A 13,505-nucleotide genomic window follows, 5' to 3' on the forward strand; every position below is an offset into this window, starting at 1 on the left:
ATCGTTTCCACGCCGCGATCCAGCAGTTGGGCCAGAGCGGCGGCGGTCAACTGGATCCCGGGCAGTACCACCACTAGCTCTAGTTCGGCCAGGCGGCAAAGCTGCTCTTGGCCGCGGCGCCGAATGAGCAAGCTTTGGTTCTGGCAGTGAACCACGGTACCCGGCTCGGTTAAATAGAGGGTGGTCATGGGCAGGCGGGTTTGGCGAGGGCCAACTCGGGCCGGTAAAACCCCAGCTCTGCCTGCGCTTCTTGGGCCATCTGTTCCCGGTAGGCCAGAGGGGCAATCACTTCGCCGTTGGGCCGCCAATCCCGCAGGCGCATGGTGAAGTTGGTGTCTCCCACCCGCACATAGGCGCGGAAGTAGCGGTCGCTGGCCGGCCTCTGCCGAAGAATGTGCAGGATCTTTTCCCGTTCCCCCGCATCGGCTACCTCCCGCCGTACCAAAGCCGGGATCCGCTCGTAGTCAATGGGTTGGAAGGTGGGGTGGCGCACCGTGTTGTCCACGTAGCGGCGGGCAAACTCCGGCGCAAAGCGCAAAATCAAGAGCGCCTTGGGCAGATAGAAATCAGATCCCCAGGCCTCTTCCCAGGCCGCTTGCACCGCTTCGGGGGTGGGCAGGTTCCCCTGCTTCTGGCGGGCCACTAGCTCTGCCGGCACCGCAGGGTCAGACCAGGGCACCACCGTCAGGCGAGGCGAGCAAATGCGATCCAGGCGAAAGTTGTGCCAGCCCAGGGATCCGGCAGCCTGCGGGAGCTGACCAAAGGCCGCCAAATACTTGGCGCGGCGGGCATAAAACAGGCAAACCGGGTAGGTGAAAACCCTTTGGATCCCGTGCTGGCGGGTTTCGTAATCAAAGCGGATCAGCCCTGCCGCCGGTTTTGTCCAGAAGGCCTCTAGCTGGTTTTGGTATTCGTCCACCCGCTCCTGCTGTTCGTCGGAGAGGATGTATTCAAACCAGACAAACAGCCGCCGCTGCCGGTGTTGATGACCTCTCCAGATATCGTCCAGCAACACCTGCACGTCGGGATGCACAAAGGCCACGTCGCTGAGGACGTGGTAGATCTGCTCAAGCTGGCCGCCCGACAACGTCAAGGGCGAGGCAGCCGTCGGCAAGGAGGGGCGATCCCCGGCGGCGCGGCAGCGAAAGTTATCTCTTCGCTTGGAGTTGGCCTCGATTGGCTGCAGCCAGCCCCGGGCGGCCAGGTAGTCCAGCTCTTTGCGCAGGGTGCGGTGGGTCTTGAAAAAGGGCCGGCTAGCCAGCAGCGTCTCCAGATGGGGAACTTCGGCTTTCAAGGCGGCCACCAGGTCGGGATCCTTTAGCCAAAAGCTCAGGGGCTTCTGGCAAATGCAGCCGGGATCTGGGCAGGAGATCCCGTGGGGCAAATCCTGCTTGGGGTGGTGGGGCGAGAAGAGACGATCCCGAAGGTGGGTGTAGCCAAAGGTCTGCGGCAGATCCGGCCAGCGGTTTTCGCCATAGAGGCACTGGAGCAGCACCCACAGACGCACCGCCCGCTCCAGGCGCTCTGGCAACTGTCCGCCCGCCAGCCAGCGCAATACTTCTGCCGTCAAAGGCAACTCCCCTCCGTTCATCTCCCCCCTCCAGGGCAAGGCACAGACCAAGGTCGGATCCCTTCGCCCCTACTCTGCCAACAATTGGAAGCTCCCGATTCCAATCTTTTCCATACTGGAGCCAGTCTGTTGTCGTTCCGTCCCCATTGCTATGGCTGCTGTAGCACTGCAGTTGCGGTCTGGCTATCTGGCCCATTGGCCGCAGAAACCCCATCTTGGCGGGCTATCGTTTCAGGTCATTGAAATCGAGCTGACCCGACCGGATCGGCTGGTTTTCCCGGAAGATCTGGCTCAACTGCGCCTGCCTGGGGGGATCGACCCCCGCTTGGGAGTGGTACTGAGCGGGCGCGCCCCCATTTGGCTCTACGGCTGGTTGGTGCACGAGTGCCATTTCACCCGCTGGGTGGCCTGCTACGACCCGCGCCTGGGGGCAGTGGTGGTCTCCAGCCACAGCCCAGACGTGCAGGTGGGCGAGATCATCCCCTGGGTGCAGGGCAGGCCAGGCTCAGAATTGGCGGCGGCAGTGATGGTGGTGGGCCCTCCGGATAGCGGTAAAAGCCGCCTGGCCCGCGCTCTTTTCGAGGCCCTGCTGCCCCAGGATCCCAACGTTTATCTGCAGCGGGCCCACTGGGATGGGGAAGGAAATTGGACGTTGGATCTGCCGCCGGAAGAAGCCAAAATCCTCAAGCACCGCTACCGGGGACGTTTGACCCCTGAATTTTTCAGCTTCCACGCCCAGGCCATCCTCGCCCTGCGCCAACAAAAAAGCTTGGTGATCGTGGATGTGGGCGGCAAGGTGGATCCCCACAAGCAGCCGATCCTGGAAGCCTGCTCCCATTACCTCTTGGTCAGCCGGGATCCGGCGGCCATTCCCCTCTGGCATGAGTTTTGTCGGGATCGGGGCAACCTGCGGTGTGTGGCCGTCCTGCACACGGGCCCCTGCCAGGAAGATCTGCCCAGGGATCCCAACCAACTGGAGCTGTGCTGGGATCCCGGCTCTCCGCTTCCTGCTGAGCTGCTGCAGGCCGTGCGCAGCTTGGTCGGCTCAGCAGGATAAGGGCAGGAGTTCCATCTGGGGTTTGCAGCTCTTAGTTAGCCGCTTCAGGGTTGGCCTCACGACCGTAGAGGTAGCTGAGGACGGAGTTGCGCAGGCGATAGTACTGTGGATCCTCCAAAATTCGCTCGCGGTCGCGAGGACGCGGGAAGGGAATAGAGATGATTTGCCCGATGGTGGCCGCAGGGCCGTTGGTCATTAACACCAAACGGTCGGCCAGAAACAGTGCCTCGTCAATGTCATGGGTAATCATCAAAACTGTACAGCGATGTTCCTCCCAAATGCGCAGCAGCTCCTCCTGAAGTTCTTCTTTGGTGATGGCATCCAAAGCCCCAAAGGGTTCATCCAAAATCAGCACTGCTGGGCGGATTGCCAAGGCACGGGCAATGGCCACCCGCTGTTTCATCCCTCCGGAAATTTGCGGGGGATATTTCTGGGCTGCTTCCCCCAGCCCCACCAGATTCAGGTGTTCTTCTACAATTTGATGCTTTTCTGACTGGCTCTTTTGGGGAAACACCGCCTGAACAGCCAAGTAAACATTTTCATAAACTGTGAGCCAGGGCAACAAGGCATACCCTTGAAACACCACCATGCGATCTGGCCCAGGAGCTGTAATTGGCTGGCCTTTGAGCTTTACCGAGCCGCCGGTGGGCTGGGTAAAGCCAGAAACCATGTTCAGCAGGGTGGTTTTGCCACAGCCGGAATGCCCAACGATGCAAACAAATTCTCCTTCACAGACGCTGAGGTTGATATCGCGCAATACGGGATACTCCCCCTTAGGAGTTGGGTAAGTCTTGCTGACATTCTCAAGGGTTAAGTAGGGCTCTGCGGCTGTGGCTACTGGGGTAGAGGTTGTCAAGAGGGCAGTCATCGTGGGGTGCTCCAATTCATCGTTTTCTCACAACTGGGAACGTGCTTTTGCCAAGGAGATCTCTAGAGCAACACAGGACGACGATCCAAAGCAACCTCGGCTACGTAAATGTCGTGCTTAATCGCCAGACTGTTGAGGTAAGCCAAGGGATCCTCGCCATTAAAAGGGATCCCGTCGAACAATTGAATGGGCTGGCGTTGGTAAGACACATCCAGCCCCAGCTCGCGGGCCGCCGTACTGAAGACTCCCACCTGACACACCCGCTCCACGATCTCTACCCAGTTGCGCGGGAAGGGCAGATCCCCCCAGCGGGCCATTTGCGTCATCATCCACAGATGCTCGGTGCGGCTGGGACGGTTGCCGGCGCCCAGAAAGAAGCGGTGGTGGGCATATTCCCGCATTGGCATGTCTAGGTCACAGAGCAGGCGCTGGGGATCCCCCAGGTGAATGTAGGAAGGATCAGTGCTCAGGTAGGCGCGGCGGCTGAGCAGCTCGCGAATCTCGTCGTGGTGGGCCGGATCTTCACAGTAGCGACAGGCTTCCAGCAACGCTTTCACCAGGGCAATGTGGGTGTTGGGATAGGCCCTGGCCCACTCTTCGCGCACCCCCAACACTTTGCCGGGGTGGCCCAGCCAAATCTCCAAATCTGTAGCCACCGTAAAGCCGCTGCCCTCCAGAGCGGCCCGCAAGTTCCAAGGCTCTCCTACACAGTAGCCGTCGATGTTGCCGGCTGTTAGGTTGGCCACCATCTGGGCCGGGGGCAGGGTTTTCAGCACAACATCGTGATCCGGGTGGATCCCGCCGGCTGCCAGCCAATAGCGCAGCAGCAAGTTGTGCATGGAGCTGGGATGCACCACCCCAAAGGTCAGCCGACGGCTGGGGCTATCTAAGATGTAAGCCCTCAACTGGCTCAGCGTGTGGATCCCTTGCTCGTAGAAGCGCCTGTGCAGGGTAATAGCATTGCCGTTGCGGGTCAAGGTAAGGGCAGTCACCACCGGCTGAGGCGGATTGTCCCCGCCGCCCAGAGACATCCACACCGGCATGCCGGCGGGCATTTGGGCCGCATCCAAGTAACCTCCCTGGATGCCGTCTTGGATCCCTCGCCAACTGGTTTCCCGCACCAGATTGACTTCTTCCAGGCCGTGTTTGGCAAAAAACCCCTTTTCTTTGGCCACCGCCAGCGGGGCGCAGGCGGTCAGGGGCACAAAGCCAATCTCCAAGTTGATCTTTTCCAAACCGTGCCTGGCCACCACGGTGCTGCGGCGGGCCCGCCACTGCTTGATCCGTTTTTGCTGGTTCAAAAAGTAGATGATCTCGCTGCGATAGCTATAGTAGCTGGGGTGATTGACCACCTCCAACCGGCGGCGGGGGCGGGGAATATCGATGGTTAAAATATTGCCAATTCGGGATCCCGGCCCGTTGGTCAGCATCACCACCCGATCCGAGAGCAGGACGGCTTCATCCACATCGTGGGTAACCATAAGGGTAGTCACGTGATGTTCTTCGCAGATGCGCATCAACTGCTCCTGCAGATTCCCCCGTGTAAGGGCATCCAAAGCGCCAAAGGGCTCGTCCAACAACAACACCTTGGGCCTTACCGCCAAAGCGCGAGCGATGGCTACCCGCTGCTTCATGCCCCCTGAGAGTTGCGCTGGGAACTTATCCGCCGCCTGCCGCAAACCAACCAGATCGATATGTTCTTCGACAATCTGCTGACGCTCTGCTGGGGAGTAGTTTTTCAGCACAGCGTCTACGGCCAGGGCAATGTTTTGCCGAACCGTTAGCCAAGGCAAAAGGGAGTAATTCTGAAACACCACCATGCGATCGGGGCCGGGAACGGTGATGGTGTGTCCATCCAAAGCCACGATCCCTCCGGTAGGTAAAGACAACCCCGCCACCATGTTCAACAGGGTGGACTTGCCGCAGCCGGAGTGGCCGATTAAGGAGACAAACTCCCCGCGGTGAATTTGGAGATCGATCCCTTGGAGAGCAAGATATTCTTGGCCCCCAGGCAGACCAAACGCTTTTTCCACTTGCTCTACACTGACCAATACAGACACAGAAGACCTCCCCACCTGTAGATACTCTCAATTTGCTCGGCAACTCGGATCCCAGACCTCAATTCTACTCTTTTTGAAGAGCGGATTGGAGCAAACACTCAAAGACAATGGAAGAGGGATCCCAACTCAATTGGATGGACATGCAGTGAAAAGATCTGCAAACGGGGCTAGCGATTGGCTATTTTGTTTTGCAGGGCAGCCACCAGCCGATCCAAAAGCAAGCCCACCGCCCCAATGTAGATGACAGCAACGATGATCTCAGTTACATAATTCTGCTGGTAGGCATCCCAGATAAAAAAGCCGATCCCTGGCACGCCAGACATGACAATTTCTGCAGCAATAATCGCCAGCCAGGAGAGGCCGATGCCAACCCGCAAACCTGTGAACATGTAGGGCAAAGCAGAGGGCAACAGCACCTTAAAAAAGAAGTCTATCTTGGAAAGCCTCAGCACTCTAGAAACGTTGATGTAGTCTTCCGGAATCTGTCTCACCCCCACCGCTGTGTTGATCAAAATGGGCCAGATCGAGGTGATGAAAATAACAAACAGGGCAGCCGGCTCATTGCGCTGCAAAGCCGCCAAGGAGATGGGCACCCAGGCCAAGGGAGCCACCATGCGCAAAAATTGGAAGAGGGGATCCAAAGCGCGGTTGATCCACACGCTGCTGCCCACCAAGATCCCCAGGGCAATGCCCGCCAAGGCGGCGCTGCAGTAGCCGATGGCAACCCTTTGCAGGCTGGCCAAAGTTTGCCACAGCAGCCCTTGGTCGAGGTCGCTGTTGCGATACAGAGGATGCAGGATTAGATAACGGCTGCGCTCATCCATCCAAATATCCCATGGCCCCGGCAGCCGGATCAGGTTGGCGCTGGACAAAAGTTGCCAGATCAACAAAAATCCCGCAATGCCAACCACGGGAGGGAGGATCTGATCCCGATACTTGGCAAAGTCAAACTTGGCCGTCGAAGACTTTGCCGGAGAAGAAAGTGTCGTCGTCATGGCTCCTAGAGAGGATAGGGTTTTACACAGTTCTCCGTTGCTGCGCCCCCAGAACATCTCGACCGAGGGGTTTTACAAAGTGCTGGCAACAGAGCACGAACTTGGATCAGACTTGCCTTTTCCTTGGACGGGCAAACACAAGGACTGCAAGCTCGACAAAACTCTCACAACAATCAGTAAAATCAGTGCCCCCATCGCTATCGAGAGGATGAGCTTGTCCCATTGGGGCTGAGCCGGTCTCTCGAAGCAGGGATCCCTGGAGTATTCCCGCGGAACGTGAAGTAGAGCTAACATAGCCGATCCTCAACATAGAATTCAAAGCTTTTCAAAAAGCGCAAGGCTGACAGTTTCTATCAACTCGATGTGAGCAGAAAGCTCGGCTCAGCTTTTTCTCACTCGATGGGATCCTGTAAATAGGGAGGATCCCTGTCTTGCGAGAAACACGTCTGTGGTGGCTGGAGTCAATACTAGGCCCTCTTGATTTTCAGGCTGTTCAAGTAGGCCTGGGGATCTTGAGGGTCAAACACCACCCCATCGAAGAAACGCTCCGTTCCTCGCGAAGTGTTGCTGGGAATGTTCTTCACCCCCAAAGCCTGGGCGGCCTCGCGCCAGAGATCTTCGCGGTTGACCTCATCCACCAGACGGCGGGCAGTATCCAGATCCTTGAGGAAGCGAGCGTGGAAGCCCCAACGCAGCGATTCCGTCAAGAACCACAGGTCATGGCTCTTGTAGGGATAGGAGACGCTGCCCCGCCCATCTTCCCAGTACAGAGGCCCGGCGCTGAAATCTTGAACAGCCGGCTTGCCGTCTCCCAATTCGTACTTGCCCTGAAAAGGAGGCGTGAGAACCTCGACCGGCACATTTAGATAAGCACGCCCCGAAAGGATGCGCACCAGCTCTTCACGGTTGGCCGGATCGTCGCACCATTGCTGCGCTTCCATGACCGCCATCAAAGTGGCCTGCGTGGCCTTGGGGTTTTTCTCCACCCAGTCGGCGCGAATGGCCAAGTATTCTTCAGGGTGAAAAGGCCAAATCTGCTGGGTGAGGGCCGCCATGAAGCCGATTTTATCGGCCACAATCCGGTAGGGCCAGGGATCCCCGGTGCTAAAAGCATCCATGGTGCCATTGCGCATCCCCTGCACCGTCTCGGCAGAGGGCACCGCCAACAGGTCGATGTCTTGATCCGGATCTATCCCCCCAGCAGCCAGCCAGTAGCGGATCCAAAAATCTTGATTGACGTTGGGGAAGGTATGGGCGGCCTTGAATTTGCGTCCGTTGCTGGCGCTGAAATTTTTGATGTAGTCTGCGGCTCCGGAAACATCCAGCCCCAAGCCCTTGCCCGCATGCATTCCGGCAATGGCAATCCCGTTGCCTTGGGTGATCAACTGGCACAGAACCGCCATGCGCACCGGCTGGTTGTTGGTGATGGCGCCGATGTGGATCATATGGGGCATCGGCATCTGCCACTGGCCGCCGTCAATGCCCCCACCCGCCGAGCCGATCACCACGTTGTCGCGGGCTGCCGGCCAACTGGCCTGCTTCAACACCTCTACGCCGGTCATGCCGTGCTTGGCGAAAAAGCCCTTCTCCTTGGCGATGATCAGAGGGGCAGATTCCACAATCGGAATAAAACCCAGCCTGAGGTTGGGGGTTTCCGGGCCGCTGGCTTGAGCAACCCAGTAGCCCGTACTGGCCCGTGCTAGGCTGCCACTCACAAGCCCACCCACTGTGGCTGCACCCGCGGACAATAAAAAGCTGCGACGTGATGTCATGATCACCTCATCTTTGACAGAATATGTGAGCGCCAAGAAAAACCTTTCCAGTTCAAGCCGCTAGACCGACGGATTCCCCTCGTAAAGAAATCCTTAAATCTCAGCTTGGTTGATATCCTAAAAGCAGACAGGCATAGAAACAATACAATTATTCTTTTGGTATCTATAGGTTTTTCCCTATCTTTTGGCGATTCTCGAAGGAGTTGCTCTCCGGTGGCAGAGGGCTTTAAGCAAAACGGCTCAACGGATGGGGGATCCCTGCCCCATGCCGGCTATCACTGGGACGGTTGTGCCGAGCCGTTTTTTGAAGGTTGGTACAGCCGTGTCACCTTGCCCGGGGATCCGCCCCTTAGCTTTGCCTTCATGTACGCCATCGATCCCAGGCGAGGAGGCATGGCACAGGTGTTGGGGCCGGACGAGGAGCTGCAGTGGCGCACCTTCCCCAACCCGCAGCGCTTCTGGGCCAGTTGGCGGCATCTGGCCTTGGGGCACTCCGGCGGGCCAGGCGAGAGCTGGCGAGGGCTGCAGGAGCCCCTCACCTTTTTCCAGCGCACCGCCAGCGGCTACCAATACAGCGCCCACCTCAACCAAGGGATCCTGCCAGATCCCACCCGGGCCGAGCCGGTTCGCTGGCTCTATCGCATCCAACCCTGCTGCGCCTATGGGATCCCGCCGCGGGCCACCATGGGAGCCTGGTCTTATCTGCCCATCTTTGAGCCGGGCTGGCAGATCCTGATGAGCCACGGCCTGGCCAGCGGCTGGGTGGAGTGGCGGGGCAGGCGCTACGCATTCGAGCAGGCCCCCGCCTACGCCGAAAAAAACTGGGGGCAGAGCTTCCCTCGTCGCTGGTTTTGGATCCAGTGCAACGCCTTTCCCGACCATCCCGGCCTCAGCCTCACCTGCGCCGGAGCCGAGCGACAGGTGCTCACCCGCCCCGAAGAAGTCGCCTTAATCAGCTTGCATGGGTGGGGATCCCAGCCTTTTTTGGAATGGCGGCCCGGCCAAGCGCGGCTAAGCTGGCAAGTGGATCCCTGGGGATCCTGGCAGGTGCGCGGTGAGGGATCCCACTGGTGCATCCAAGTAGAAGGTCATACACGGCAGCCTGGGCAAACCGTCTTCACCCCTGGCCCGCAAGGGATGCGGCGCAACTGCCGCGACACCTTGGCCGGCCATCTACAAGCCCGCCTGTGGCGGCGCAACGGCCAAGTCTGGATCCAGGTGCTCACGGCCAGCAGCTCCCAAGCCGGCCTCGAGGTGGGGGGAGAAGTTCTGCGCTCCTGGCCAGGGCATTGTTGAACCTTGGCGGATATCTACACCCCCGTTGGACTTTCCCAAAAACGCTCTTGTGCTAGAATACCTAAGCCACACTGATAGGCGTCCATCTCTGAAGAGGAGAGACAGGTCTTCAACCGTGGCTGTTTTGCTTTTCCTGTAGGTAGATAGCTTGCGCCTGTAGCTCAGTGGACTAGAGCACGTGGCTACGGACCACGGTGTCGGGAGTTCAAATCTCTCCAGGCGCGTCACGATCCCAGATGATTTTTCGTCTGGGGTATTTACCCTACCTTAGTTGGCCTGAATCCTGTGTTAGGATTAGGCCTATCAAGTCCGCCTTGATGCAGGCGTAGGGAGCCCGAGGATCATGTTTGAACGCTTTACAGAAAAAGCCATCAAGGTGATCATGCTGGCCCAGGAGGAGGCCAGACGGTTAGGTCACAATTTCGTTGGCACCGAGCAAATCTTGTTGGGGTTAATCGGCGAGGGCACTGGGGTCGCCGCCAAAGTTCTCAAGTCCATGGGAGTGAACTTGAAGGACGCCCGCATTGAAGTCGAGAAAATTATTGGCCGGGGATCCGGCTTTGTGGCTGTCGAGATCCCTTTCACTCCCCGCGCCAAGCGAGTGCTGGAGCTCTCCTTGGAGGAAGCTCGCCAGCTCGGCCACAACTACATCGGCACTGAGCACCTGCTCCTGGGCCTGATCCGCGAAGGGGAAGGGGTAGCCGCCCGCGTTCTGGAAAACCTGGGGGTGGATCTGTCCAAGGTGCGCACCCAGGTGATCCGCATGTTGGGCGAGACCGCCGAAGTGACGGCAGGGGGTGGGTCTTCCAGCCGCACCAAAACGCCAACCCTGGACGAATTCGGCTCCAACCTCACCCAATTGGCCCAAGAGGGCAAGCTGGATCCGGTGGTGGGTCGGACGCGGGAAATCGAGCGGGTGATCCAGATCTTGGGCCGCCGCACCAAGAACAACCCCGTCCTCATCGGCGAGCCGGGCGTGGGCAAGACCGCCATTGCCGAAGGTCTGGCCCAGCGCATTGTGCAGGGGGATGTGCCCGATATCTTGGCCGACAAGCGAGTGATCAGCTTGGATATCGGCCTGTTGGTGGCCGGCACCAAGTACCGCGGCGAGTTTGAGGAGCGCCTCAAGAAAATCATGGATGAGATCCGCAACGCCGGCAACATCATCCTAGTCATCGACGAGGTGCATACCCTCATCGGGGCCGGGGCTGCCGAAGGGGCCATCGATGCTGCCAACATTCTCAAGCCCGCCCTGGCCCGCGGCGAACTGCAGTGCATCGGCGCCACCACGCTGGATGAGTACCGCAAGCACATCGAGCGAGATGCCGCTCTGGAGCGTCGCTTCCAGCCGATTATGGTGGGCGAGCCGAGCGTTTCAGAGACGATCGAGATCCTGTTTGGTCTGCGGGAGCGCTACGAGCAACACCACAAGCTGAAGATCTCCGATGCGGCTTTGGATGCGGCGGCCAAGCTGGCCGACCAGTACATCTCCGACCGCTTCCTGCCGGACAAGGCCATCGACCTCATCGACGAGGCGGCTTCACGGGTGCGCCTGATCAACTCGCAACTGCCGCCGGCGGCGCGGGAGCTGGATCAGGAGCTGCGGCGGGTGCTCAAGGAGAAGGATGCCGCGGTGCGGGCCCAAGACTTCGACAGGGCCGGTGAGCTGCGGGATCGGGAGATGGAGATCAAGCAGCAGATCCGCGCCATTGCTGCTGCCAAGAAGGCTGAGGAAAGCAGCCGCGAGGAGATGCCGGAGGTCACCGAAGAGGACATCGCCCAGGTGGTGAGCGCCTGGACAGGGGTGCCGGTGGCCAAGCTGACCGAGAGCGAGTCGGAGAAGCTGCTGCACATGGAGGAAACCCTGCACCAGCGCATCATCGGCCAAGATGAGGCGGTGCGGGCCATTTCCCGTGCCATTCGTCGCGCTCGCGTGGGGCTGAAAAACCCCAACCGCCCCATCGCCAGCTTCATCTTCTCCGGCCCGACGGGGGTGGGCAAAACCGAGCTGACCAAGGCCCTGGCGGCCTACTTCTTCGGCTCCGAGTCGGCCATGATCCGCCTCGACATGTCGGAGTACATGGAGCGGCACACGGTCAGCAAGCTGATCGGATCCCCGCCCGGATATGTCGGCTACAACGAGGGGGGCCAGCTCACGGAAGCGGTGCGGCGCCGTCCCTACACGGTGGTGCTCTTCGACGAGATCGAGAAGGCCCACCCGGATGTGTTCAACCTGCTGCTGCAGATTCTGGAAGATGGCCGCCTGACCGACGCCAAGGGCCGCACGGTGGACTTCAAGAACACCCTGATCGTGATGACCTCTAACATCGGCTCGAAGGTGATCGAGAAGGGCGGCGGCAGCCTCGGCTTCGAGTTCAACACCAACGACGAAGATGCAAACTACAACCGCATCCGCAACCTGGTAAACGAAGAGCTGAAGCAGTACTTCCGGCCTGAGTTCCTCAATCGGGTGGACGAGATCATTGTCTTCCGGCAACTGACCAAGGACGAGGTGAAGCAGATTGCCGACATCCTGCTCAAGGAAGTGTTCGACCGCATGACGGAGAAGAAAATCCGCCTCACGGTCAGCGATCGCTTCAAAGACTTGGTGGTGGAGGAGGGCTACAACCCCAGCTATGGGGCGCGTCCGCTGCGCCGTGCTATTCAGCGCCTGTTGGAAGACATCTTGGCGGAAGAGATCTTGACCGGCCACGTCAAAGAGGGCTCGGAAGTCCTCATCGATGTGGACGAGGAGCGCAAGCCCAAGGTGCTGGTCACGCAGCCGGAGCGGGTTCTCTTGCCGCAGGGAGCGGAGTAAAGCTGCGGCGGGGCATCTGTGTCTCCCCTTCAGGTTCTGGTTGCTAGGAAGACAAGGGATCCGCTGCTGTTCTCGGATCCCTTGCTCTTATCCTTCGTCTGTGTTGCTGTTCTAGGCAGTTGTCTTTAGAGTCAAGGGATTGGCCGTAGGAGAACTTTGGCATGGTGCAATCGACCTACTACTACTATGGCGGCGCTCCGGTTCGGACTCCGCCTCCCGATTTGGCCTCGCTGCTGCTGCAGGAGCGCATTGTCTACCTGGGCCTGCCCCTAGCAGAGGAGTCGAATGCCAACGTCACCAAGCTGATTGTGGAACAACTGCTGTATTTGCAGTACGAGGATCGGGAAAAGCCGATCAAGATGTACATCAACTCGACGGGCACCTACAGCTACGACACGGCAGCGTTTGCCATTTTGGATACGATGAACTACATCAAGCCGCCGGTGCATACCATCTGCATCGGCAATGCCATCGGTATGGCAGCCATGTTGTTGGCGGCGGGCGCCAAAGGGTTCCGGGCCAGCTTGCCCAATGCCACGATCGTGCTGCATCAGCCCTACGGTGGCACTCGCGGACAGGCCAGCGATATTGAAATTCGCACCCGCGAGATCTTGACCCTGCGCAACATGATGCTGGAGGAATTGTCTCGCAGCACGGGCCAGCCTCTGGAGCGCATCAAGAAGGACACGGAGCGGCTGTTTTTCATGACTCCGGAAGAGGCCAAAGCCTACGGCCTCATCGACCAGGTGTTGACCAGCTCCAAAGTCTTGCCGAAGTTGGCAACAGCCAAAAATTAAAACAGAGGGCTCCGTCGATGGTTCAAGTCCCTGCACAGCCTTTAACGGCGGAGGGGTACCTACGCCTCACGAACTGGCCTTATGAAAAACGCGATTATCAAGACAAGCGCAAAGACTGTGCTGCCGGTGGGATCCCGGAATACTGGATTGGGGATCCCGCTAAGCAGTCGGTTTCCGTGTTGCGCTGGGTTGGTGGGGAATACGAAGACGAGGTTAAAACCGGCCCTGAACGCATTGTTGCCTCGGTTTTGCCCCAGCTAGATTTGAGCGTG

11 protein-coding genes and 1 tRNA gene are annotated in these 13,505 nt (G+C 59.0%); 6 read left to right on the top strand and 6 right to left on the bottom strand.

Going from position 1 to position 13,505, the window contains the following annotated elements:
* Together NW853_RS11995 and NW853_RS12000 are read right to left on the bottom strand one after the other, a co-directional pair.
* The coding region (locus tag NW853_RS11995) for a CRISPR-associated endonuclease Cas1 (protein ID WP_414349119.1) at positions 1 to 188 on the bottom strand (188 nt) is incomplete at its 3' end.
* A complete protein-coding gene (locus tag NW853_RS12000) occupies positions 185 to 1,591 on the bottom strand; it encodes a TIGR03985 family CRISPR-associated protein (RefSeq protein WP_414349120.1) in 1,407 nt (468 codons plus the stop codon). The genes NW853_RS11995 and NW853_RS12000, both read right to left, overlap by 4 nt.
* Positions 1,592 to 1,721: 130 nt before the next feature.
* Here NW853_RS12000 and crn3 point away from each other — a divergent pair, with 130 nt between their 5' ends.
* Positions 1,722 to 2,627 (top strand): CRISPR-associated ring nuclease Crn3/Csx3, encoded by a 906-nt coding sequence (gene crn3 / locus NW853_RS12005; RefSeq protein WP_414349121.1) that lies wholly within the window; start codon positions 1,722 to 1,724, stop codon positions 2,625 to 2,627.
* A gap of 31 nt (positions 2,628 to 2,658) precedes the next feature.
* Here crn3 and NW853_RS12010 read toward each other — a convergent pair whose 3' ends face one another.
* The 4 genes from NW853_RS12010 to NW853_RS12025 all read right to left on the bottom strand — a co-directional run bounded on the left by NW853_RS12010 (position 2,659) and on the right by NW853_RS12025 (position 8,322).
* The gene (locus NW853_RS12010) at positions 2,659 to 3,495 is read right to left on the bottom strand and encodes an ABC transporter ATP-binding protein (protein WP_414349123.1); all 837 of its coding nucleotides are present in this window, start codon (positions 3,493 to 3,495) and stop codon (positions 2,659 to 2,661) included.
* A 62-nt stretch (positions 3,496 to 3,557) separates the two neighbouring features.
* Positions 3,558 to 5,555, bottom strand: coding sequence for a nitrate ABC transporter ATP-binding protein (locus NW853_RS12015; RefSeq protein WP_414349125.1), 1,998 nt, complete (start codon positions 5,553 to 5,555; stop codon positions 3,558 to 3,560).
* A gap of 167 nt (positions 5,556 to 5,722) precedes the next feature.
* Positions 5,723 to 6,550 (bottom strand): nitrate ABC transporter permease, encoded by an 828-nt coding sequence (gene ntrB, locus NW853_RS12020; RefSeq protein ID WP_414334601.1) that lies wholly within the window; start codon positions 6,548 to 6,550, stop codon positions 5,723 to 5,725.
* A 467-nt stretch (positions 6,551 to 7,017) separates the two neighbouring features.
* On the bottom strand, positions 7,018 to 8,322 hold the full coding sequence (locus tag NW853_RS12025) for a CmpA/NrtA family ABC transporter substrate-binding protein (RefSeq protein WP_414334600.1): 1,305 nt from the start codon (positions 8,320 to 8,322) through the stop codon (positions 7,018 to 7,020).
* Positions 8,323 to 8,535: 213 nt separating this feature from the next.
* Here NW853_RS12025 and NW853_RS12030 point away from each other — a divergent pair, with 213 nt between their 5' ends.
* The 5 genes from NW853_RS12030 to NW853_RS12050 form a co-directional block, all read left to right on the top strand.
* Complete coding sequence (locus NW853_RS12030) at positions 8,536 to 9,618, top strand: tocopherol cyclase family protein (RefSeq protein WP_414334598.1); 1,083 nt, start codon at positions 8,536 to 8,538, stop codon at positions 9,616 to 9,618.
* A gap of 150 nt (positions 9,619 to 9,768) precedes the next feature.
* Positions 9,769 to 9,842, top strand: a tRNA-Arg gene (locus NW853_RS12035).
* Positions 9,843 to 9,961: 119 nt separating this feature from the next.
* A complete protein-coding gene (locus NW853_RS12040) occupies positions 9,962 to 12,436 on the top strand; it encodes an ATP-dependent Clp protease ATP-binding subunit (protein WP_414334597.1) in 2,475 nt (824 codons plus the stop codon).
* 161 nt (positions 12,437 to 12,597) lie between these two features.
* Positions 12,598 to 13,233, top strand: a complete 636-nt coding sequence (locus NW853_RS12045; protein WP_414334595.1) for an ATP-dependent Clp protease proteolytic subunit — start codon at positions 12,598 to 12,600, stop codon at positions 13,231 to 13,233.
* A 17-nt stretch (positions 13,234 to 13,250) separates the two neighbouring features.
* Positions 13,251 to 13,505, top strand: a 255-nt coding sequence (locus tag NW853_RS12050; protein WP_414349126.1) for a Uma2 family endonuclease, incomplete at its 3' end; no start/stop codon positions are given.

Origin of the sequence: Synechococcus sp. H55.11, from assembly GCF_047462475.1 — a bacterium.
In the GTDB taxonomy this organism is placed as follows: Bacteria; Cyanobacteriota; Cyanobacteriia; order Thermostichales; family Thermostichaceae; genus Thermostichus.